This is a genomic window from Sphingobacterium puteale (assembly GCF_003627955.1).
In the GTDB taxonomy this organism is placed as follows: Bacteria; Bacteroidota; Bacteroidia; order Sphingobacteriales; family Sphingobacteriaceae; genus Sphingobacterium; species Sphingobacterium puteale.
This window is the reverse complement of record NZ_RBWS01000013.1, coordinates 171,568-192,660: the sequence shown is the minus strand read 5'-3', so window position 1 is coordinate 192,660 and position 21,093 is coordinate 171,568. Positions and strand designations below refer to the sequence as shown.

Below are 21,093 nucleotides of genomic sequence, written 5' to 3'. Positions count from 1 at the left end.
ATAAACTTATTGTACAGAATGTTCCAGCGCTTATGTATTTTTAAACCAGTTTAAACCAAAATCACTATTATCGTATGGAAATAGATCAACAGGCGAATGCACCCTTTACGGCGTACCAGAAACTCGTGGTGTTTTTGCTGGCGATAACACAGTTTACCGTTGTACTTGATTTTATGGTAATGTCGCCGATGGGTGATATTTTGATGAAAGCCATCGACCTAAAGCCGGCTCAATTTGGTGTCGCGGTTTCAGCCTATGCATTTAGTGCCGGTGCATCAGGTTTACTGACAGCGGGTTTTGCCGATCGTTTTGACCGGAAGAAGCTCTTGCTGTTCTTTTACTCCGGTTTTATTGTCGGAACTTTTTTCTGTGGATTTGCCAATGGTTATTGGACTTTGGTTGCTGCCCGCGTGGTGACCGGTCTGTTTGGTGGTGTCATCGGTTCGATTTCCATGGCTATTATAACGGATATATTTACGCTGCAACAAAGAGGTCGCGTGATGGGTTTTGTGCAGATGGGCTTTGGCGCCAGTCAGGTATTGGGGATTCCGATAGGCCTGTATATTGCAAACAACTGGGGCTGGCATAGTGCTTTCCTGTGGATCGCTGTGATGGCCTTGGTCATTGTCATTATTATTGCGGTTAAACTGATTCCTATTACTGCACATATCGGCCTGCAAAAACATCAATCGGCGCTGAAACACCTTTGGGCGACATTCTCTCAAAAGGAATACCGTATCGGTTTTCTAGCGACAGCACTACTGTCCATCGGAGGATATATGATGATGCCATTTGGAAGCGCTTTTGCCGTCAATAACCTGCATGTTAGCCACGAGCAACTTCCTCTATTATTTATGATTTCAGGTGTAGCCTCCTTGATTATTATGCCTATCGTTGGTAAATTGAGTGACCGTTACGATAAATTTAAAATCTTCGCACTTGCTTCGCTATGGCTGATGGTCGTGGTTTTGATCTATACCAATCTGGGAGTATCCCCGTTTTATCTTGTTGTCGTTTTGAATATTCTGATGATGGCTGGTATACTAAGCCGCATGACACCTTCTTCGGCTTTGATCAGTGCAGTTCCTCAGATGAAGGATAGGGGCGCATTTATGAGCATCAGCTCATCCTTGCAGCAGCTGGCTGGAGGAGTAGCCGCCTCCCTTGCTGGTGTGATCATTGTGCAACAGACAAAGGAAAGCCCGTTGGAGCATTATCCAACCTTGGGTATCATTGTAGTTCTGCTCTCTGTTGTGAGTATTCTTATGATTTATCGTGTCAGCAGAATGATTAAACGAAGACGTCCGATTTCGTAAAACAAAATCGTTCTTACCGCTATTAGTAATTTAGGAGAGATTTTTATTATGGAAGAAAAAATTGTTAAATATGCCCATCCCAATGGGGAGATCACTGTACTTTGGATTCCCGAGCGATGTGAACATGCAGCGGTCTGTGTTAAAAGTTTGCCACAGGTATATCATCCGAAAGATAGGCCTTGGATTACGGCTCAAAACGCAAGTACAGCCGAGCTGATCGACCAGATTAAACGCTGTCCTTCGGGAGCACTGCAGTATGAGTTGAAAAAATAGGCGTAGAGATTTTTGTAACAAAAAAAAAGCATCATTTGAATAAAATGATGCTTTTTTTTGGCGGTCTGGACGGGACTCGAACCCGCGACCCCATGCGTGACAGGCATGTATTCTAACCAGCTGAACTACCAGACCAACAAGGTGTGTTTTTAAAATTTTAGCGGTCTGGACGGGACTCGAACCCGCGACCCCATGCGTGACAGGCATGTATTCTAACCAGCTGAACTACCAGACCTAAAATCTTAAAGATTGTTTTTAATAATTTTAGCGGTCTGGACGGGACTCGAACCCGCGACCCCATGCGTGACAGGCATGTATTCTAACCAGCTGAACTACCAGACCTAAAAATCTTAAAAACTTATTTTGTTAAAGAACTTACCGAGATTACTCTCTTTTTTGAAGCGGTCTGGACGGGACTCGAACCCGCGACCCCATGCGTGACAGGCATGTATTCTAACCAGCTGAACTACCAGACCTCAACCCTTCTCCTCAGAAGGTGTGCAAATATAGCGTTTGTTTACGTATCTGCAAAGATTTTTTGAAAAAAACTAGTCTACTTGACCGTCTTTCATCTTCTCCGCATTCTCTGCAAATTGTAATGCGTCGATAATTCCTTGAATATCACCGTCCATAATCGCCGGTAGGTTGTACATCGTCATACCAATACGATGCTCTGTTACGCGACCTTGTGGATAGTTATAGGTACGGATTTTTGCTGAACGGTCACCTGTGGACACCAAAGTTTTTCTTTTTGCAGCAATATCACCGTTCTTTTTGTTCAGTTCAAGTTCATAAAGTTTGTTACGAAGCATCTCCATCGCTAACTCACGGTTGGCCAACTGGGAGCGTTCAACCTGACAAACAACAACAATACCTGTTGGTTTATGTGTCAATTGTACTTTTGTTTCTACTTTATTGACGTTCTGACCTCCGGCACCACCCGAGCGGGATGTCTGTAATTCGATATCACCCGGATTGATCTCAACATCCACGTCTTCTGCTTCTGGCAATACGGCAACTGACGCAGCTGATGTATGTACACGTCCTTGTGTCTCTGTATCAGGGACACGTTGTACGCGGTGTACACCAGACTCGTATTTCAGTTGACCATAAGCATCCTCGCCGATCACTTTAAGGATAACCTCCTTATAACCCCCTGAAGTTCCTTCGGTAACGTCCATCACCTCATTGCGCCAGCCTTTTGTTTCAAAATAACGGGTGTACATACGGTAAAGGTCTCCGGCAAATAAAGCCGCCTCGTCACCGCCGGTTCCACCTCGGATCTCGATAATGGCATTTTTGGCATCCTCAGGATCTTTAGGAATCAGCATCAAACGGATTTCTTCTTCTTTTTCTTCTTTTTCAACCAATAAAATATCCAGCTCTTCCTTGGCCATCTCACGAAGTTCCTGATCCTTCTCGTTCATGATGATGTCTTTATTGGTATCAATATTACTGACCATATTTCTATAAATATGGTATTGATCCACGATTTTGCCCAAATCTTTGTATTCTTTATTCAATTTGGCAAAACGTTTCATATCTTGCATGGTGTCAGGGTTGCTTAATTCAGCTTCCACTTCTTCCCATCTTTCTTTGATCGCTTGTAATTTATCTAACATATATCAAAAATGCTTCTTCCAGGAATTTATGACCTAGATTACTATTGAGAGTACAAAAGTAAGGAAATTTTGTTGCTTTTGAACTACCTAGCCAGCTATTAATGAGAGGAAACTGCTTTTAGTCCAACAATGGAAGCAATCAGCGTGAAAATAAAGAATATGCGCCAGAAATCTGCAGGTTCTTTAAAGAAGATAATACCCATTAAAACCGTTCCGACAGCACCGATACCTGTCCATACAGCGTAGGCTGTTCCGAGCGGAAGTGTCTGTGTTGCTTTGATCAACAAGCCCATACTTGCAAATAGGAAGACAACAAAGGCTCCATACCAGAGCCATTGCTCACTGCCCTCTGCATCCTTGGCTTTTCCTAGACAGGTTGTAAAACCAATTTCACATATTCCGCCAAGAATTAAAAATACCCAGTTCATATATCTGTTTTTTTGTTTCAGGAACAAAGGTCTACGTTTTTCCGCAGAATAATTTTAACAAATGTTAAAAATTTTAAGGGATATTTGCCCGGATGCGGCTGAGGGTCACTTGGCTAACGCCCAGATAAGAGGCAATGTAACCAAGTTTGATCCGTTGTATATATTGAGGATATTTTTCGAGCAACTCGGCGTATCGTTCCTGGGCTGTATTAAAAAGTTTGGACATGGTACGCTGTTCCGCTTTGATAAATTCTAGTTCAGCCATTTTTCTGCCCCAGTTAGCAATGGCTATGTCGCTCTCATAGAGACTAAATAGCTGTTTCTGGTCAATTTTGTAGACTATACTGTCTTCGAGGAGGTCTATGTTTTCGTAGCCCGGTGTGTCATGCACATAGCTGTTCATCGAGATTAATGTGCCGCCGGGAGAGACAAAATCGAGTGTGATCTGTCGGTCTGCAGTTTCGTAATAGACACGGGCTAATCCGGAAGCCAAGAAATAAATGTCTTTCTGGATTTTATCCTGCCGGATCAGTACACTATTCCTTTTACAGATAAGCTTTTCACTGATCTGCTCCAACCGGTCAATGCTCGTGGGGTTTAGAAAATGGTAACCCTGAAAGCAGTCTGCTAAAGAAATTACAACTTTTTCTCCCATTTTTCTAAACGTAAAGTTTCCCCATCCCATACTGCGTAAGTATAATAATTGATCCACTCCCCCAAGTTAACAATACGGCTTTCCGCATTGAGCCTTAGATCGTAGGGCAGGTGTCTATGGCCAAACAGATAGAAGTCGTGATGTTGTTTATGCTCGATTTCTTTCGCATAACCGATCAACCATTCTTTGTCTTCACCGAGAAATTTTTCATCTTCATTGTTGGCAAGCCTGCTATGTTTGGACCATCGGGTGGCAATACCTATCCCTAGATTGGGGTGCAATCGAGCAAATAACCATTGACAGAAACGACTCCGAAATACTTTCTTAAGCAATTTATACTTGTAGTCCCCGGAGCCTAGTCCATCCCCATGATGGATGTAGAAAAGTTTATTGCCAAGTTCAAGCTCCAGTTCATTGTCAATGATCTGCGCATTTAATTCCTTTTTGAGGTAATCAAACATCCACATATCGTGGTTACCCTTAAATAAAGTGATCGGGATACCCAGATCGGCAATTTCTGCCAGTTTGCCCAGAAAGCGGATATAGCCTTTGGGTACCACGGTCGCATATTCAAACCAAAAATCGAAAATATCGCCAACAAGGTAGAGCTGTGCTGCGTCGACCTTGATTTCGTCGAGCCACTGAATAATAGCCTGTTCTCTTTCGCGGGAGCGCTCCAGTGGATAGGATCCAAGGTGGAAGTCTGAGGCAAAATAGATTTTTTTTCTTGTTGACATGTGCCCAAATCTAAAGAAAATGGAAGCGAATACAAAATTCGCTTCCACAATATATTTTTTACAATTTGGACAGATCTGTCAGGAGGGATTTCAAATATTCCGAAGCTTCGGGGTCTATGTTCTTGGCTGCCTGCTGAAGTTGATCAGGATAGGCATCCTTAATGGCCATGAGTGAACTGGCGATAACCATATAAGACTGATCTTTAACTCCGTTAAACAGCAAGTTTTTATACTTTTTATCTTTGATCTGTCCCAGCTTGCGGATTGCAGAAGCGCGTACGACCGAGGCTGTGGATTTTTCAGCCAATGAAGCAATGATGTTCACCGTTGATTTCCTAACAGCAGGATCGGTTGGATCTGTGCCCTGAATGGCCATCGCTGCCAGATCTGCATCGGGATCAGCCAAGGCCGCTGTCAGTATCTCCTGTCCAACTGTTGTTTTCGGATTTTTCATTGCAAATAGTAATGCGGTAAAACGGTTGGTAAAAGATGGTGCATGTTTATATTGATAACGATAATCCGCATCGCTTTTGTCGATCCGGATCTCGCCGACAAGCGTTTTTTGGGGATCGATATCAATAAATTCAGGGGGACTTGCCAAGGGAATGGTCAGCTGTGTCGTACGTTTGTTGAGCTGTACCGTTTTGCTGATTTTGCCTTCTTTGGTATAGATGTCAATCGTGAGTGGTAATTGAAATGTTTGAACGCTGGAATCTTGTGCTTGATCGATGTTGAGGACAAGTGTGTTGTTCTCATTTTTGTGTGTTACGTTGAGGATCGGATGGCCGCCTTTGTAATACCATTGATTGAAATAAGGTGCCCAGTCCTTACCAGTAACTTCTTCCATGGCCAGACGTAATTGCTGTGGCTCGCCGGTTTTGAAAGAATTTTCCGTTAAGTATTTTTTGAGTGATTGATAGAACGCTTTATCGCCCATCTGTTCCTTTAAGGCGTATAATATCAACGAACCTTTGGCATAGCTGATATGATCAAACATATCTTCTTTGTCGTGGTAATAGTAACGTGCAAGTGCTGGGCTATTACCGTTCTGCGTTGATTTGAGGTACGACTGTAGCTTTTCGAATCTTGATTTATCCCCTTTTTCTTTGCCACCGTCATGCTCATGCCAGATGATCTCGCCAAAGGTTGCGAAAGATTCGTTCATCGTTAAGTTGGACCAGGATTCGGCGGTAACCAGATCACCAAACCATTGATGGAACAGCTCATGGGCAATGGTGCCTTCTTCATTTTCGTCCAAAAGTTCCCTTTTGGTCTTTTGTACATGTTCGCCATGCAGCGTTGCCGTGGTGTTTTCCATGGCGCCGGAGACATAGTCGCGACAGACGATCTGTGCATACTTGTTCCACGGATAGGGAACGCCCAAGGTTTTACCATAGAAATCCATCATGGCAGGGGTTTTACCAAAGATATCTTTCGCATATGGGGCATACTTCGGCTCCAGGTAGTAATCCACAGGAATATTATTGTATTTATCCCGGTAAATCTTAAAATCTCCTACGGCCATCATAAAGAGGTAAGGCGCATGAGGTAGGTCTATTTTCCAGGTATCGGTACGTGTTCCGTCGTTGTTTTTTTGCTGGTTGACCAGAGCACCATTGGACAGACTGACATAATGATCCAGTACGGTCATTGAAATTTCGGCTGTCGTCTTTTGGTTGGGGCGGTCAATGGTTGGAAACCAGGCCGAGGACGCCTCTGTTTCACCCTGAGTCCAGATTTGTCGCGGTTTATTCGCTGTCCGTTCGTCGGGATTAATAAAATAAAGTCCTTTCGCATCATTGATCGCTGCACTTCCCTGTACTTTGAGTAGGTTCGGTTTGGCGGTATAGTCCAGGTATACCGTATATTTTTCGTTTGAAAGATAATTTCGGTCCAGTTTGATCAGAAGAGAATTATCGTCGTAAGTATATTCTAGGGGAACGAGCTGCTGCCCATTGACCAGTGCAATCTGTTTGATATCCATGCCTTTGGCGTCCAGGCGAAGTGAGTCTGTTGGATAGAAATGTGGCTGCAGCGTAATCCATTCTTTCCCATTCAGAAATTGATTTTTATAGTCAAAACGGACATCGAGTTTGGTATGGACAAGGTTGTTGACCTTGGTCGAGGTAGTACGATATTGCTGATCTATCGAAAGCTGTTGCGCTTGACTCACACCGAAAGCAGAAAGGGACATGGCCAAGTAAAGGAAAGCGATTCTTTTGCGCATTGTTGGATATTTAAGAGATTAAATAAAGCTAAAAAAAATTCAGCTGATGTAAAAATAAGGATTCTGGAAATTTCATCAGGATAAGATCCGACCTTTGGTCTGAAGGCGAGAGTTATTGTTCAAGATGCCCTGATCATGATACTTACTTTAAGCTATCGTTATGAAATCTGAAATTATATTTGTTATTTTTGGGTGAAACAAGTATAAAGTTTTTTATGATAAACAAAAAAATTGGTCTTATCCTGATGGTGATCGGTATGGCTGGTACAGCAACTACTGTGTGTGGACAACAGTTGAAATATCCAACGACGAGCAAAGGCTCTGTTGTTGACGAATTCTGGGGCGAGAAAGTAGCAGATCCCTACCGTTGGTTGGAAGACGACCGGTCAGCAGAAACTAAAAGTTGGGTCCAAGCCGAAAATAAAGTCACTTTTGATTATCTAAATACCATTCCTTTCCGGACAAAATTGAAAGAGCAGCTGACGGAAATCTGGAATTATGAAAAAATAGGAACTCCTTTCAAAGAGGGTGCATATACCTATTTCTTTAAAAATAATGGACTTCAGCAGCATTCCGTACTTTACCGTAAACAAGGTGAGAATGGTACAGAGGAGGTTTTCCTTGATCCGAATACCTTTTCAAAAGATGGATCTACTTCTTTGGCTGACGTTTCTTTTTCAAAGGATGGAAGTCTGGTTGCTTATTCGATCTCTGAGGGAGGTTCAGACTGGAGAAAGGTGATTGTGTTAAATGCTAAGGATAAAGCTCCCGTTGGGGAGACACTTGTGGATGTGAAATTCTCGGGCATCGCCTGGAAAGGAAACGACGGATTTTACTATTCAAGCTATGATAAACCCAAAGGATCGGAATTATCCGAGAAGACGGATCAGCATAAATTATATTACCATAAGCTCAGAACGGCGCAATCTACGGATCAGCTGATTTTTGGCGGATCGGCAACGCCGAGACGTTATGTAGGCGCTTCATTAACTGATGATCAGCGTTATTTGATTATCTCTGCCGCCAATACAACTTCGGGTAATGAGCTTTATTACCAAGATCTGAGTAAACCCAATAGCAAGATCATCTGCCTACAGGATCATTTTGATGCAAATACGGGCGTAGTCGATAATGTCGGGGATACTTTTCTATTGGAAACAAATTATAAGGCGGCCAACAATAGATTAGTCAAAGTTGATCTGAAAAATCCGGCCAGGGAAAACTGGAAAGATGTGATTCCGGAAACTGAAAATGTACTTTCGATCAGCACCGGTGGTGGTTATCTATTCGCAAATTACCTGAAGGATGCCGTCTCGGCTGTCATCCAATACGACTATACCGGTAAAAAAATCAGACAGATCGAATTGCCGGGTGTAGGAACAGCAAGTGGTTTCTCGGGCAAGAAAAAGGAAAAAGAGATCTACTTTGGTTTCTCGAATTATATTACGCCTTCATCAAGCTATAAGTTTGATGTCAACTCGGGACAATCGACTCTTTATATCAAACCGAATGTCAAGTTTGACAGTGATCAATATGAATCTAAGCAGGTGTTTTATACCTCCAAGGACGGAACAAAGGTACCTATGATTATTACCTATAAAAAAGGCATCGCCCTGAATGGAAAAAATCCAACGATTGTATATGGTTATGGTGGTTTTAATATCAGCCTTACTCCGGCTTTCAGTACTTCCGTTGCGGTCTGGCTGGCAAATGGAGGTGTGTATGCTGTTCCCAATTTACGTGGTGGTGGTGAATATGGTCAAAAATGGCATGATGGCGGTAGACAGCTCAATAAACTGAATGTGTTTAACGATTTTATCGCTGCGGCTCATTATTTACAGGAAAATGGTTATACTTCACCTGAATACACCGCATTGTCGGGAGGTTCCAATGGTGGCTTACTTGTCGGAGCAACAATGACCATTGACCCTAAAGTAGCTAAGGTAGCACTACCAGAGGTTGGTGTGTTGGATATGTTGCGTTACCATACTTTTACGGCAGGTGCGGGCTGGTCATACGATTATGGTACGGTTGCTGACAGCAAAGAAATGTTTGACTATCTGAAAGCCTATTCACCCGTGCACAATGTGAAAGCAGGTGTTTGTTATCCGGCAACCATGGTATTGACCGGAGATCATGATGACCGCGTTGTTCCTGCGCACTCCTATAAGTTTGCATCCGAGCTGCAGGCGAAACAGGCCTGTGATAATCCAGTGTTGATCCGTATTGAAACCAAAGCAGGACATGGTGCCGGCCGATCTACCGAGGTGTTGATCAATAGTACGGTTGATAAGTATGCTTTTGCGCTCTGGAATATGGGAATTAAAGAACTAAAATAAGGTAGTAATACTCTTTCCTTTGAAAGTGACCGCTGAATATGGTTAAAGGAAAGGCCCCGATCAATGTAAATTGATCGGGGCCTTTCCTTTTTTTATAGACGATATATTATTGCCAGGTCTTTTCGCCTTTTTTCATTTTTTGTAAAGTTGCCACATATTGTTCTTTTTGTGTGGCATCTGTAAGAAGTGAGATCGCCTTTTCCTGTGTTTTAATGGCTTGCTCTTTGTTTCCTAATCGGTAAAGAAGGTTTGCAAAGGTATCTAAATACATCGGTGCATCTTTCTCTTTCTCAAGCGATAATTTGCTCCATTCTGCAGCGGCCTTTAAACAGGCAGGGTCATCACAGCCTTCAAAAATTGACCAGGCCATGTCGTTCAGTTGTCCTGCAGTAATCGCTGAACCATATTTTGCGATATATTTATTGAAGCTATCTCTTAGTCCTGGAAAATTTTTCGTGTAAGCAAAATAACGGGGCTGCATTTCCAAACTCGCTTTTTCGGTATTGATGGTAGGATATTTTTGAGCCAGTTCTTTTTCAATGGCCGCAAAATCTACCGCTTCTTTTGCTTGTATTTTGGTATTGACAGCCTCACCAATCAGTAGTTTCGACAGAAAATCATTTGCTTTGACTTTTTCACTGACTGCATCAAATTTAGCGGGGTTATCTTTTATCAAGTTAAACGCTTTTGAATCCTTTATGCTCGCCGAAGAAAGCAATAACTCCACATTGTCTTTTGTAAAGATTTGGTCTGTCGATAGGGTGGATAGTACTATACCTTCTGCTTTTGCCTGTGTTTCTTTATCATAGGCATCTTTTGCAGCTGCTGCCATGGCTTTTGCAATTGTTGCATTTTGTGGATCAGCATTGAATTTCGCCAATAGGGTTTCATATTGGGTGTTTGGATCTAGCGCTTTTTGGGCTTTAGCGATAAAAGCATCTGCTTCTCCGCCACCAACAATCCGATGGACAAGATTGCCTTTTGAATCGAAGATCAGGAATGTAGGATAGGCTCTTACTGTATAATCTTTGGCAAAACGATCTGCTTCTGCATACCAGGATTTTATTTCCTCGCTGTCGTCCTTGGTTTTATCCATCTGGATTTTGGCGTTGATAAATTTAGCATTGAAGAAATCTCCCACTTTTGCCTGTGGAAAGATTGTACTTGCCATATACTTACAGGGACCGCACCATGTGGTGAAACAATCCACAAAAATAAATTTGTTTTCTTTGGCCGCTTTTTCTTTTATCTGATTCCAATTGAGGCCATGCTCAAATTTTACACCTTCACTCTGCGCAAATAGGAGCGATGGAATCAGAAGTAACATTAAAATTAACTTTTTCATAATCCGTTGATATTTAGGTGTTAATTTACGGAATAAAAATTGCGATCAAGAAAAATATTGTGAAAAAAAATTAATCAAGGAGTTTACTATTTTGAGACATCGATGGATACATCTGTCGAATTAGAATCCTGGTCAATAAAATAAGGCAATGCCTCGGCGACATTGCCTTATTTTATTGACCACATGTTAGAGGTCCGGCCATTGCATTTAAAGCATATTCATTAAAAAGTCAAACGCGGGGATCCGTGAAGGAGAGCTTTAATTTTCCCAGGTTTTTATCCCCTTGGTCATTTTGTCCAATGTTTCCTGATAGATCGGTCGATCGTCGTCACTGGCCATTTCTATGGCTTTATTTTGCCACTTGATCGCCTTGTCTTTTTCACCTTTTTTATACAGTAGGTTGGCATATGTATCTAAGAATGCAGAACTGGGATCCTCTATGATCGATTTTTTGCTCCAGCTGATCGCTGCGTCGATACATTCGGGATCGCTGCTGTTATTAAAGATTGTCCATGCAAAGGTATTCAATTGATGGGCAGTAAAATCCTCTGACGATAGATAATCATTGATGGTATTTTTCATGGCCACATAGTTCTTGACCTGAAGATAATAGTGTGCCCTGATCTTTTTAAACATTGGGACAAAGTCTATGTCCGGATATTTTGCGGATAGCTCGCTTTGGTAACTATCCCAGTTAGGCTCGTGTTTGGCGTCTATTTTAATTTGAAAAAGCTCATTGACTACGACGTTTGCCAGTGTACGGTTGGCGATTCCCGGAGATTCCAGCAGAATATCTATTTTTTCCTTATTGTTGCGAATCAAGTTAAAAGCTTTTGAATTTGTAAACTTGGCAGCAGCCAATAGAATATGTACATTTTCTTTCTTAAAAAGCTCGTCGGTGCCCAAGGAGTTGGCTAAAGTATTCTCTGCTTTACGGGCGGTATTCTCATCATAAGCAATGTTTGCCGCTTTTAACATCTGTTTGGCCGTGTAGATATCCTGAGGCCTTTTTTCGAATTTTTTTAATAGGGTATAATACTGTGTTTCCGGATACAGTCCATCCGATACATGTTCGACAAACTCAGGGGCATCGCTCGCACCAACAATGCGGTGTACCGCTTCCCCGTTTGGATTGAAGATCAAAAAGGTTGGAAAGGACTGGATATTGTACTCACTGGAAATAGCACGGGCATCAGCGTACCATTTCTTGACAGCAGCATTGTCCGCTTCGGTGGAGTCCATCTGAACCCGGATACTGATAAAATTTTGATTGATGGGCTCACCAACCTGTTCCAAAGGGAAAATTTCATTACTCATGTATTGGCAGGGGCCACACCAGGTTGCAAAAAGTTCTACGAAGATAAACTTATTTTCTGCCTTCGCTCTTTCTTTGACCTGTTTCCAACTTAATCCTTCTACAAATTTCACCCCTTTGGTCTGGGACTGTGCTAAGTTCCCAAATAAAATTGCAAGGCATAATGTGATTATACTTCTCATACTCACTGAACAACTAGATTTATAATTTATGTTTAAGTTATCAAATTAATCTGAAAACAAAAACACCTCTGAAAGATTAATTTCAGAGGTGTTTTAAAGGGTCTTTAAATCGCTTATTTGATATTTATCTTTGATTTTAAATCTTTGGTCAGACCATCTTTATGTAACAGTAAAGATGTTGTTTTATAGCGTACAAATTCTTTGGAAGCATACAGATATCCTTTGTAGTCATTGGATGTTCCCCAGGAGTTTTTAACGATATAGTATTCTTTTCCGGTTTGATCTTTCACCAGACCTACGATATGCATACCGTGATCATCTGTTGTTTGCCAATTGTCGAAAGCTTTCTGGCGCTCCTCTGGCGTAATTTTCATTTCTGGTTTAGGGCCTACAAACATGCTGGCTTTTTCTTGCTCGCTCATTTGTTCGAATGGTTTTTCCGGTACATAAGCAACGCCGTTTTTCCAGGAGAATCCTTTTTCTGACACGTCAGTTGCCCATGCAACAGTATACCCTTTTTGTAAAGCATTATCGATGATGTCCGTTAAATCGTTCATTTTGACGTTATAAAAACGGTCAAATGACCAGTTGTCGGGAATTAAAAGAACAAATTGGCTGTAATAAGGGTGGTCAGTAACTGAGGCAATGCCAACATAATCATCTGGATTGATACCAATGACCTGGTCTGCGAATGTACGTGGCGTATATGATTTACCGTTGTAATCGAATTTTTCAGGAACTTCACCTAAGTAAGAGTCCATTGCTGCCGTATAGGCTTTTTCCCAGTTCGGAGTCAAAGTTTTACCTTTTACAATCGAACCTAACATTGCGTCAAGCATAGAGGTCATTTCACCAAAGTTATTGCGTGTGCTGCCATAGTGTAGACCAGTATAGGCCGATTGGGGCATCGTACCATATTTGCGGAATGAATTCAGCACATCGTGGAATTGACCGCCTTCGCCCAGAGATAATCCGCCATGAAGACGTACATAAGTACGTGCTTTATCTAAATACGTATTACGTGCTGTATATATCTGAGAGATCTCCACAGGTTTTTTACCCATACGGATCATCTCGGATTCTAAAAACGAGTTTCCTGAATAAGACCAACATGTACCTGAAGAACCTTGATCCTTGATCGAGGTGTTACCTAAATTGATAACTTCTGTAAATGTAAACCCAGATTTGCTATTGTCATTTTGATTTGCTTTTAAGGCATTGATCAAATTGTCCTGTGCTTGTACTTGGAATGAAGCTGCAAAAAGAGACGCGGCTAGTACAATCGATTTATTCCAATTCATTTGTTCGTATTTTGTTAATTTAAAGTGGTGCTAAATTAAATAAATTAAATTTAGTAAGGTAAATTCCTCTGTAAAATAATTGTTCTTAAAAAGAGGCTGTTATTCAGCCCTTTTTTAGGTTGGCTTATAGGCGTAAAAACTAGGCTTAAACTATTGAAAAGCAAAGGGCCGTAATTTTTACGACCCTTTGTTTGTATGTTTATTCTGCAATTTCTTTGTGCTTAGGAAAGAGCAGCGAAGCAATAATGCTTAAGGCAAGTATACTGATGATCACAATCAGAGAATGTGTCGTTGTAAAGCCAACTTCTGCCAGCCAGTGATGCAATAACATCTTCAAACCAATAAAGACTAATAAAAATGCCAGACCAACTTTTAAATATTGGAATTTATGAATAATATTGACCAATAAGAAGAACATGGAGCGTAATCCCAGGATGGCGAAGATATTTGAGAAGAACACCACATACGGATCTTTGGTCACCGAGAAAATGGCAGGGATAGAATCCACTGCGAAAATAAGATCAGTGAATTCAATTACTAATAAGACCAAGAATAAGGGGGTCATGTATTTTACACCATTCTCGATATGGAAAAAATGACCACCATCCAATTTTGGTGTTACCTTAAAATATTTAGAGGCAAATTTGACAACAGGGTGGTTTTGCGGATCGACTTCTTCCTCTTGATTGCGGTTGATAAACATTTTGACACCAGTGAAGACTAGGAAAGCACCAAAGACATATAGAATCCAGCCAAATTTAGCGATCAGGGTTGCCCCTAGGAAAATAAATAAGAACCGCATAATGATTGCACCCAAAATACCCCAGACCAAAACTTTATGATAATAGCGTTCAGGAATTCCAAATGAAGTGAACAGGAGTACCATTACGAAAATATTATCCACAGAAAGTGCATATTCAACCACATAACCTGTCAAATATTCCAAACCCAAGTTTTTATTATAGACGTCTAAACTTGCCGCCAGATCGCCGGGAATAATTTTGATCTCGTGGTGATGTTTGGTGATGACTTCTTGTAGATGATTTAAATCATGGATATTATGCAATTCAAATCCATAATGGCGTAGTAGCCAATAGAAGCCTAAAGAGAACAATACCCATACTGCGCTCATAATTGCTGCAGTCTTTAAGCTAACAGGCTTATCACCCTTGGAGAATAATCCAAGGTCAATGGCTAGCATCAGTGCAATGAAGATTAAAAAACCTCCAAAAAACATTAATTCGTGACTCATTATTTTTTTCTTTCTGTTGTATATTTTACCAATTGTAATAATCCTTCTTTGTATTCGTTATCAGGGAAATCCTCCAGGATCCGAAAAGCATCTTGTTGGTATTCCAGCATTTTGTGCGTTGCGTATTCCAGCCCACCGCTGTTGCGTACAAAATCAATCACTTCAGCAACCTTTTTCGGATCTTCATTATGGTTTCGAACCAGATTGATGATCCTCCGCTTTTCGCTGGAACTTGTCTGATTTAAGGCATGAATCAAGGGTAAAGTCATCTTTTTCTCTCTGATATCATTGCCGAGCGGTTTTCCTACATCATCTAATCCAAAATCAAACAAGTCATCTTTAATCTGAAATGCAATGCCAATTTTTTCGCCAAATTGATGGAGTTTGTTCACCGTCTCTGGATCTGCATTGGATGAAGCCGAGCCGCAGGCACAACAGGATGCGATTAACGAAGCTGTTTTTTTCCGTATGACTTCAAAGTAAATGGATTCTTCGATATCCAGTTTGCGGGCCTTTTCGATCTGAAGTAATTCACCTTCACTCATTTGGTCAACTGCTTCTGAAACAATTTTTAACAGGTGATAATCCTGATGTTTTACAGAAAGCAACAAACCTCTTGAAAGCAAGAAATCACCTACCAGCACCGCGATCTTATTTTTCCAGAGTGCATTGATGGAAAAGAAGCCCCTACGTTCATACGAGTTATCAACAACATCATCATGCACCAGTGAAGCTGTATGTAATAATTCAACCAAAGCGGCGCCCCGGTAAGTCGATTCATTAATCCCATTGCAGATGCCCGCTGAGAAAAAGACAAACATTGGCCGCATTTGTTTGCCTTTGCGTTTGATCAGATATTGCGTGATACGGTCCAACAATGGAACGGAGCTTTTCATCGATGCTTTGAATTTCTTTTCAAAAGCCTCAAGTTCGTGGATAATAGGGCGTTGGATCTCTGTTAATTTTGACATGAATTGGAATGAAATACCAAAAAAGTTAAAGCTTAAAGATAGTGATTTTGTTACAACTCGTCGACTGCCCGCTCAAGATTTTTGTACCATTCTTCGCCATAGGTGCGGATCAGGGGATCCTTTAGAAATTTATAGACTGGCACCTGAAGTTCCTTTCCAAAACTACAGGCATCTTTACAGATATGCCAGCGGTCGTAATGAAGTACGTCAAATTCTGGATAATGCGTCGTCCGGATAGGATAGAGGTGACAGGAGACTGGTTTCCGCCAGTGAACTTCTCCTAATTCATAAGCCTTCTCTATAGCACATTTGGTAATACCATTTTCCCAGGTGACGTACGCACATTCTTTGTTGCCATCAACACATGTTGTGGTTAGATCACCATCTACATCGACGACGTATTTGCCTTGTTCTTCGATAGCCTTGATACCTTTCTCGGTCATATATGGCTTTACCTTGGGATATATCTCTTCCAATACTGCCTTTTCGCTTTCCAGCAAAGGTGCTCCCGAATCTCCTTCGATACAGCATATACCTTTACATTTTGATAGATTGCACACAAAGTCATTATTGATCAGATCTTCGTGTACCAACACATTTCCTACTTCAATCATTCTATTTATTTTGAGTAGCTTGCTTTTTGGCCCAATTTATATTTTAGTCCGCTTGCTTCCAGGAGTTCTAAAGTGACAGAGCCAATTAATATATCGACATTGGCCTTCACAGGAATGCGGTTACCATCGTTGGTTACCCAAAGGTATAGCTTGCTATTTTTTTTAAAGATACGCCCCGGTTTAATTTCGGGACTGAATTTAAGGCACTCCAATGTACCCAATTCGGTTTTTATTTTTTCGATTCCGATATACTGAATGCCCAGTGTGGCAATTTCGTCATTCAGGAAATAGGTCAGTTTAAAGGATTCCCCGGGCTTTACCGAACTTAAGTCCAAATTACGGGCAAAGTAGTAGGAGGACAGCAAATCAAAGGTTTGATCCACCTTGGATGTAAATGTTCCCTTATTACCGACCACTGTATGTGTATCCTGATTGAAACGTACTTTATCGTTCCTTCTGTAACCACCTTCACGGATGTTTTCCGTATAATAGTAAGGTAAGAATGTCTTACTATTGATATACGAATTATATTCGTTTCTTACGGTATAAATGGCAAATGCTCCAGCTGTTTTACCAGCGGCATACAGATGAAAGGAAGGATTCCCAAATCCGTCTTTTGTATCACCGACAGTCAACGTTCCCGTTGCTGCGGAAATTATACCATAGCGGAGTTTGTACTTTAATTTCTCTCCACCTTTAAATGCCGATTCCTTTAAATGGGGTAAATCCTGAGCGAAAACTGTACTTACAAAAACTGATAAGTATAGGAGCAATGTCGATATAAGTTTCATGTACGTAAGTTTACGAAAATTGTTTGAAAAGAAATGTTAATTTCATCAGAATAAATTGTCTTTTTAAGGTGATGAAACCCACATGAGCCAGCTGCTTATACTTGTTTGTCAGCTGCTTTTGGCGCTTGAGGACTTCTTTTAAAAACTGGAACTGTGGAACAGGGTTCCCCGTACATAATACTTTTAGCTACTTTGCTAAGTTTTACCGTGAACTGAACAAATGACGATTCCGGAATGAAGGTGTCTCCACAGCCCTTCACGACCACCCGTTGATCGCGAAACTGCTCCATGTCAATTTGGTCAATAGCGGCGGCATACTGTATGCGTACGAGCTCATCTAAATCTCCGAAGATAACAGTAGCGGCATGAGGTTCTAGCTTATTTGCCAGCAGCATATAGGCCCATGTGGGTACAATAGCATCAGCGGTACAGGTGATGGCAACATGTTTGTTAGTATACAGTGACCAGTCATGTGTTTTGATGAACTCGCGGAAATCTTTTTCCCGTAACATCAGACCATGGAACAAATTATCCTTGATATCATATAGGACGTTGTCGGTCTTCGGATGATAATCCGCCAGATCAACGGTCATCAATCCACTTTGCGCAACTTTATTGACAATATTTGTTTGAATTTCCATAGTTATTTTATCAAAAAAAGCCGGACGATAATTCGTCCGGCTACAAATTTACTTAAAAATCTTCTAAAAGAATTTCACTCTATTGTCAATGATTTCAGCTTTGTCTTGCAATGCGCGGAAAATAGATCCCCAAGCGCGTTGTGCCTTAGCGGCAAGCATTTGTTTCTTTTGTCCGTTGATGTCAGAGATCGCTGATGGGTTTGTGAAACCATTCACCTGCACGACATACACACCTGTGTTCCCTTCAATAGCTTTCGAAGGTTTGTTTGGTTGAAGTCCAAATACAGTACCTACTACTGCATTTTCCAAGGCTACACCCGGAATAACAGGGTTGGCAAATACCACATTCTCCACATGGATCGCCGATTTGCCCACTTTTTGAGCCACTTGGTCAATGGAAGAAGCTCCAGCCAAAGCTTTTGCAAATCTTTCTTTTAATACTTTCGCTTTAACCTTATTTTTAACTGCAGGCTCAATGTCTTTTTTCACCGCGTCCAAAGAAAGCACCCCTTTGGGTTGTACATCCACTAGGCTCGCTAAGATATAAGAAGTTTCGGTTTCAAAGACTTTGTCGGAAATATCACCTTTTTTAGCTTCAAAAGCCCATTTTATCAAATCACGTGGCGCTTCAGTACCATCAAGCACATTGTCCATTGCTGTAACACGTGATGCTGTGCGCGCTTCCAAACCAAGTTTTTTAGCCTCTTGTGCAAAGTTTTGTGCAGTAGCTGCAGATAAGAATGCTGTCGCTTTGCTATGCGCATTGTTTAGGGTTTCTTTACCACTGTTGATTACCTTGTCGATGATCGCAACTTTCGCGTATTTCGCTGTACCGATCTGTTTTTCGATTTTGATAATATGTACGCCAAACTGGGATTTTACCACTTTAATGTCTCCGGTTTTGCCTTCAAATACTGCTTTTTCAAATTCAGGTACCATGCGGCCTCTTGTAAAAGTACCTAGCTCACCACCATTTGTTTTACTGCCCGGATCACTGCTGAACTGGACAGCTAATGCTGCAAAGTTATCGCCTTTTTGGATTAAGCCTTTGATAGAATCCGCTTTTGCCAATGCTTTGTCCACACCACCTTCGGCGGTAGCATCCAATAGAATGTGCGAAGCTTTTACTGAATCCGGTCCTACGACTGTTGAAACTACTTTTGCAATTTCGTAAGCATTGTTGCTCAAGAACGGACCTACTGTAGTACCTGCAGCTACGTTGAAGACTACAGAATCCAAGGATGGACTCAATTGGCCTTTTTTCACATAGGTGAATGGATATTTATTGTCCGAATTGATGGAAGCAAATAGTGAATCATCCTTCGCAACAATAAGATCTTGTTTTAACTTGTCGATCGCTTCTTTGACAGCTAATGAATCTTTAGCAAGAGGTTTTGCATCTACAGTAACGTATTGGATCGCACGTGTTTCCTCTTGTGTTTTGAACATATTTTTATGCTCATTGTAGTATTCCTGGAAATCCGCATCGGTCACTTTCGCTTCAGCATCTTTTACAGAAGCATAGTCTAAAAGGATGTATTTGAAATTGGCCAATTTATTGCGTTCCTGATATTCTTCGTTAGCTTCCAATGAAGTTACGTAAACACTGTTCGAAAGCAATTCGCCATACTTGCTGCTTAGGCGTTCGTCTCTTACACCTTCAAGTAGAACCTCCCATTGCTGGGCCACTGCTTGGTTACCGGATGTATTCATTTGACTTATAAAAGTCATCAATTGGCCATGGTCAAACTGTCCTGTTTGCGGATTGGTAAATGCTTGTACGATCTGAGGAGAAGGATTTGGTCCTTTTACTAGATCATTTAATTCATCTTTACCTACTGTCAAACCGATTTTTTCAATCTCTTTTTTCAAGATCTCTCTGGATAGGAATTGATTCCAAACCTGTTGTACGGCATAAGTTCTCATTTGAGGAGTAACTGCACCGCCCATTTGTTGTTTGAACATTTCTTCGGCCTGTTCCACTTGTTGGTTGAACGCAGGATACTCAATTTCTGTTCCGTTGACTTCCCCTACACGATTTTGATGTCTCGCCCAAAAAGGGGCTCCTCCTCGAACGACATCGCCTAGTAAAAATGCTAAAATTGCGATAGCCATCGCTGCGGTCAATATGACACCAGCTTTGTTACGCAAAAAGCCCATTAATCCCATAGTCTGCTTATTGTGTTTATATTGTGTAAATACTTGTATTTCGTTAATTTATGCATAGCATAGCAAAATGCGGTGCAAGATACAATTTTTATAAAAAAAAACGGAATATTTTCCTGAATGTAATAAAACAAATTTGAAAACTATTTGTATGCTGCTGTTTTTTTATTGAAAATCTCTCAATCAGGCGATGCCAATAGGCCGCAAGGGTTCTGTTGTTGAGTTACTTGTATTTTCCGGGGCTTTAATTGCTCAGACCACTTCGCGTGCCTGTGGGACTTGCACATACGAGCTATCTCCCTATCGATGGAAATAGACTATTGTCCTTGATAATGACAACACCGGTCGCATTCTGTATGTTGGCATGGAGCAGATCCTTGTCCGAACTAAAAGAAGAACCCTGTAAGTTGCCACGTTGATCCTTGAAGAAAGCCTGAACAGGAAGGTTGTTGTAAAAAGTCCTATTAGGATCTTTTGCACCTTCGTCATAGACGATTTCCTCCGTTTTCAGAATAGATCCATCAGCCATGGTCACGACCACATTTTTGGTAAAGATCGTTGTTTTTTCTTTTTCTCTCCGGACGGCATGGTCAGAAGTAATACGTTGGGTTTCCTTGAGGTTTTCATCATAGAATATGATTTTTATGCTCTTTGGAAATTCATAGATTTCAGTGCTATCGTGTCTGATCCGCATTTCGGGGGCCGTGAGGTTGGCTTTGACCCGGGTTGAATCACTATAGATGATATCCACATGACGTGAGATATCCACGGCTTCCTCTTTTTTTAGATTAGCGATCCGGTCAACTTCCTTTAGGTCCGGCTCACAGGAGGTCAATAAGAGCGCCCCTAGCAAAAATAGAATTACCAGGGGCGATATATTTTGAAATATGGAACTTGCGAATACTTTGCGTACCATTA

Annotated in this window: 18 protein-coding genes and 4 tRNA genes; 3 read left to right on the top strand and 19 right to left on the bottom strand. The window is 41.3% G+C overall.

Annotated elements, in window-relative coordinates:
* The first annotated feature begins 74 nt into the window (after nucleotides 1-74).
* Nucleotides 75-1,316, top strand: a complete 1,242-nt coding sequence (locus D7322_RS17840; RefSeq protein ID WP_121125598.1) for an MFS transporter — start codon at nucleotides 75-77, stop codon at nucleotides 1,314-1,316.
* 48 nt (nucleotides 1,317-1,364) lie between these two features.
* Nucleotides 1,365-1,589 (top strand): (4Fe-4S)-binding protein, encoded by a 225-nt coding sequence (locus tag D7322_RS17835; protein WP_121125597.1) that lies wholly within the window; start codon nucleotides 1,365-1,367, stop codon nucleotides 1,587-1,589.
* 58 nt (nucleotides 1,590-1,647) lie between these two features.
* Here the strand turns inward: D7322_RS17835 and D7322_RS17830 are convergent.
* From D7322_RS17830 to D7322_RS17790, 9 genes are all read right to left on the bottom strand, one after another.
* Nucleotides 1,648-1,724, bottom strand: a tRNA-Asp gene (locus D7322_RS17830).
* Nucleotides 1,725-1,750: 26 nt separating this feature from the next.
* Nucleotides 1,751-1,824 (bottom strand) — tRNA-Asp (locus tag D7322_RS17825).
* A gap of 33 nt (nucleotides 1,825-1,857) precedes the next feature.
* Nucleotides 1,858-1,931 (bottom strand) — tRNA-Asp (locus tag D7322_RS17820).
* Nucleotides 1,932-1,991: 60 nt separating this feature from the next.
* Nucleotides 1,992-2,065: transfer RNA gene (locus tag D7322_RS17815), tRNA-Asp, on the bottom strand.
* A gap of 72 nt (nucleotides 2,066-2,137) precedes the next feature.
* Entirely contained in the window at nucleotides 2,138-3,211 is a 1,074-nt protein-coding gene (gene prfA / locus D7322_RS17810) for a peptide chain release factor 1 (RefSeq protein WP_104385093.1), read from the bottom strand.
* Nucleotides 3,212-3,309: 98 nt separating this feature from the next.
* Nucleotides 3,310-3,639 (bottom strand): DMT family transporter, encoded by a 330-nt coding sequence (locus tag D7322_RS17805; RefSeq protein ID WP_108636081.1) that lies wholly within the window; start codon nucleotides 3,637-3,639, stop codon nucleotides 3,310-3,312.
* Nucleotides 3,640-3,712: 73 nt separating this feature from the next.
* The gene (locus D7322_RS17800) at nucleotides 3,713-4,294 is read right to left on the bottom strand and encodes a Crp/Fnr family transcriptional regulator (RefSeq protein ID WP_183078744.1); all 582 of its coding nucleotides are present in this window, start codon (nucleotides 4,292-4,294) and stop codon (nucleotides 3,713-3,715) included.
* The gene (locus tag D7322_RS17795; RefSeq protein ID WP_121125596.1) at nucleotides 4,276-5,031 is read right to left on the bottom strand and encodes a UDP-2,3-diacylglucosamine diphosphatase; all 756 of its coding nucleotides are present in this window, start codon (nucleotides 5,029-5,031) and stop codon (nucleotides 4,276-4,278) included. The genes D7322_RS17800 and D7322_RS17795 overlap by 19 nt, the downstream gene beginning before the upstream one ends.
* Before the next feature lie 58 nt (nucleotides 5,032-5,089).
* Nucleotides 5,090-7,258, bottom strand: coding sequence for a M1 family aminopeptidase (locus tag D7322_RS17790; RefSeq protein WP_121125595.1), 2,169 nt, complete (start codon nucleotides 7,256-7,258; stop codon nucleotides 5,090-5,092).
* 215 nt (nucleotides 7,259-7,473) lie between these two features.
* Between D7322_RS17790 and D7322_RS17785 the strand changes: the two genes are divergently transcribed.
* Nucleotides 7,474-9,597 carry a prolyl oligopeptidase family serine peptidase gene (locus D7322_RS17785; protein WP_121125594.1) on the top strand — a complete coding sequence of 708 codons (2,124 nt, stop codon included), beginning with the start codon at nucleotides 7,474-7,476 and terminating at the stop codon, nucleotides 9,595-9,597.
* 106 nt (nucleotides 9,598-9,703) lie between these two features.
* Here the strand turns inward: D7322_RS17785 and D7322_RS17780 are convergent, their stop codons facing one another.
* The 10 genes from D7322_RS17780 to lptC all read right to left on the bottom strand — a co-directional run bounded on the left by D7322_RS17780 (nucleotide 9,704) and on the right by lptC (nucleotide 21,091).
* A complete protein-coding gene (locus tag D7322_RS17780; protein WP_121125593.1) occupies nucleotides 9,704-10,942 on the bottom strand; it encodes a thioredoxin family protein in 1,239 nt (412 codons plus the stop codon).
* A gap of 258 nt (nucleotides 10,943-11,200) precedes the next feature.
* Nucleotides 11,201-12,439 carry a thioredoxin family protein gene (locus tag D7322_RS17775; RefSeq protein ID WP_121125592.1) on the bottom strand — a complete coding sequence of 413 codons (1,239 nt, stop codon included), beginning with the start codon at nucleotides 12,437-12,439 and terminating at the stop codon, nucleotides 11,201-11,203.
* Between the two features lie 113 nt (nucleotides 12,440-12,552).
* Nucleotides 12,553-13,740 carry a C1 family peptidase gene (locus D7322_RS17770; protein ID WP_121125591.1) on the bottom strand — a complete coding sequence of 396 codons (1,188 nt, stop codon included), beginning with the start codon at nucleotides 13,738-13,740 and terminating at the stop codon, nucleotides 12,553-12,555.
* 199 nt (nucleotides 13,741-13,939) lie between these two features.
* Nucleotides 13,940-14,992 (bottom strand): TerC/Alx family metal homeostasis membrane protein, encoded by a 1,053-nt coding sequence (locus D7322_RS17765; protein ID WP_121125590.1) that lies wholly within the window; start codon nucleotides 14,990-14,992, stop codon nucleotides 13,940-13,942.
* Nucleotides 14,992-15,963, bottom strand: coding sequence for a polyprenyl synthetase family protein (locus D7322_RS17760; protein WP_121125589.1), 972 nt, complete (start codon nucleotides 15,961-15,963; stop codon nucleotides 14,992-14,994). The genes D7322_RS17765 and D7322_RS17760 overlap by 1 nt, the downstream gene beginning before the upstream one ends.
* A gap of 50 nt (nucleotides 15,964-16,013) precedes the next feature.
* On the bottom strand, nucleotides 16,014-16,577 hold the full coding sequence (locus tag D7322_RS17755; protein ID WP_121125588.1) for a DUF3109 family protein: 564 nt from the start codon (nucleotides 16,575-16,577) through the stop codon (nucleotides 16,014-16,016).
* A gap of 5 nt (nucleotides 16,578-16,582) precedes the next feature.
* On the bottom strand, nucleotides 16,583-17,368 hold the full coding sequence (locus tag D7322_RS17750; RefSeq protein WP_104385082.1) for a DUF3108 domain-containing protein: 786 nt from the start codon (nucleotides 17,366-17,368) through the stop codon (nucleotides 16,583-16,585).
* Nucleotides 17,369-17,463: 95 nt separating this feature from the next.
* Nucleotides 17,464-18,009: a DUF2480 family protein gene (locus D7322_RS17745; RefSeq protein ID WP_183078743.1), complete on the bottom strand. Its 546-nt coding sequence runs from the start codon at nucleotides 18,007-18,009 to the stop codon at nucleotides 17,464-17,466.
* Nucleotides 18,010-18,072: 63 nt separating this feature from the next.
* A complete protein-coding gene (locus tag D7322_RS17740; RefSeq protein WP_121125586.1) occupies nucleotides 18,073-20,178 on the bottom strand; it encodes a peptidylprolyl isomerase in 2,106 nt (701 codons plus the stop codon).
* Between the two features lie 289 nt (nucleotides 20,179-20,467).
* Nucleotides 20,468-21,091 carry an LPS export ABC transporter periplasmic protein LptC gene (gene lptC, locus D7322_RS17735; RefSeq protein ID WP_121125627.1) on the bottom strand — a complete coding sequence of 208 codons (624 nt, stop codon included), beginning with the start codon at nucleotides 21,089-21,091 and terminating at the stop codon, nucleotides 20,468-20,470.
* Nucleotides 21,092-21,093: the final 2 nt, after the last annotated feature.

What these genes read in the sequence shown, in the direction of transcription:
- D7322_RS17765 (WP_121125590.1), bottom strand. Translation starts at nt 14,992, where the DNA reads ATGAGTCACGAATTAATGTTTTTTGGAGGTTTTTTAATCTTCATTGCA.
- D7322_RS17800 (WP_183078744.1), bottom strand. Translation starts at nt 4,294, where the DNA reads ATGGGAGAAAAAGTTGTAATTTCTTTAGCAGACTGCTTTCAGGGTTAC.
- D7322_RS17755 (WP_121125588.1), bottom strand. Translation starts at nt 16,577, where the DNA reads ATGATTGAAGTAGGAAATGTGTTGGTACACGAAGATCTGATCAATAAT.
- D7322_RS17745 (WP_183078743.1), bottom strand. Translation starts at nt 18,009, where the DNA reads ATGGAAATTCAAACAAATATTGTCAATAAAGTTGCGCAAAGTGGATTG.
- D7322_RS17780 (WP_121125593.1), bottom strand. Translation starts at nt 10,942, where the DNA reads ATGAAAAAGTTAATTTTAATGTTACTTCTGATTCCATCGCTCCTATTT.
- prfA (WP_104385093.1), bottom strand. Translation starts at nt 3,211, where the DNA reads ATGTTAGATAAATTACAAGCGATCAAAGAAAGATGGGAAGAAGTGGAA.
- D7322_RS17740 (WP_121125586.1), bottom strand. Translation starts at nt 20,178, where the DNA reads ATGGGATTAATGGGCTTTTTGCGTAACAAAGCTGGTGTCATATTGACC.
- D7322_RS17805 (WP_108636081.1), bottom strand. Translation starts at nt 3,639, where the DNA reads ATGAACTGGGTATTTTTAATTCTTGGCGGAATATGTGAAATTGGTTTT.
- lptC (WP_121125627.1), bottom strand. Translation starts at nt 21,091, where the DNA reads ATGGTACGCAAAGTATTCGCAAGTTCCATATTTCAAAATATATCGCCC.
- D7322_RS17775 (WP_121125592.1), bottom strand. Translation starts at nt 12,439, where the DNA reads ATGAGAAGTATAATCACATTATGCCTTGCAATTTTATTTGGGAACTTA.
- D7322_RS17840 (WP_121125598.1), top strand. Translation starts at nt 75, where the DNA reads ATGGAAATAGATCAACAGGCGAATGCACCCTTTACGGCGTACCAGAAA.
- D7322_RS17760 (WP_121125589.1), bottom strand. Translation starts at nt 15,963, where the DNA reads ATGTCAAAATTAACAGAGATCCAACGCCCTATTATCCACGAACTTGAG.
- D7322_RS17835 (WP_121125597.1), top strand. Translation starts at nt 1,365, where the DNA reads ATGGAAGAAAAAATTGTTAAATATGCCCATCCCAATGGGGAGATCACT.
- D7322_RS17750 (WP_104385082.1), bottom strand. Translation starts at nt 17,368, where the DNA reads ATGAAACTTATATCGACATTGCTCCTATACTTATCAGTTTTTGTAAGT.
- D7322_RS17790 (WP_121125595.1), bottom strand. Translation starts at nt 7,258, where the DNA reads ATGCGCAAAAGAATCGCTTTCCTTTACTTGGCCATGTCCCTTTCTGCT.
- D7322_RS17770 (WP_121125591.1), bottom strand. Translation starts at nt 13,740, where the DNA reads ATGAATTGGAATAAATCGATTGTACTAGCCGCGTCTCTTTTTGCAGCT.
- D7322_RS17785 (WP_121125594.1), top strand. Translation starts at nt 7,474, where the DNA reads ATGATAAACAAAAAAATTGGTCTTATCCTGATGGTGATCGGTATGGCT.
- D7322_RS17795 (WP_121125596.1), bottom strand. Translation starts at nt 5,031, where the DNA reads ATGTCAACAAGAAAAAAAATCTATTTTGCCTCAGACTTCCACCTTGGA.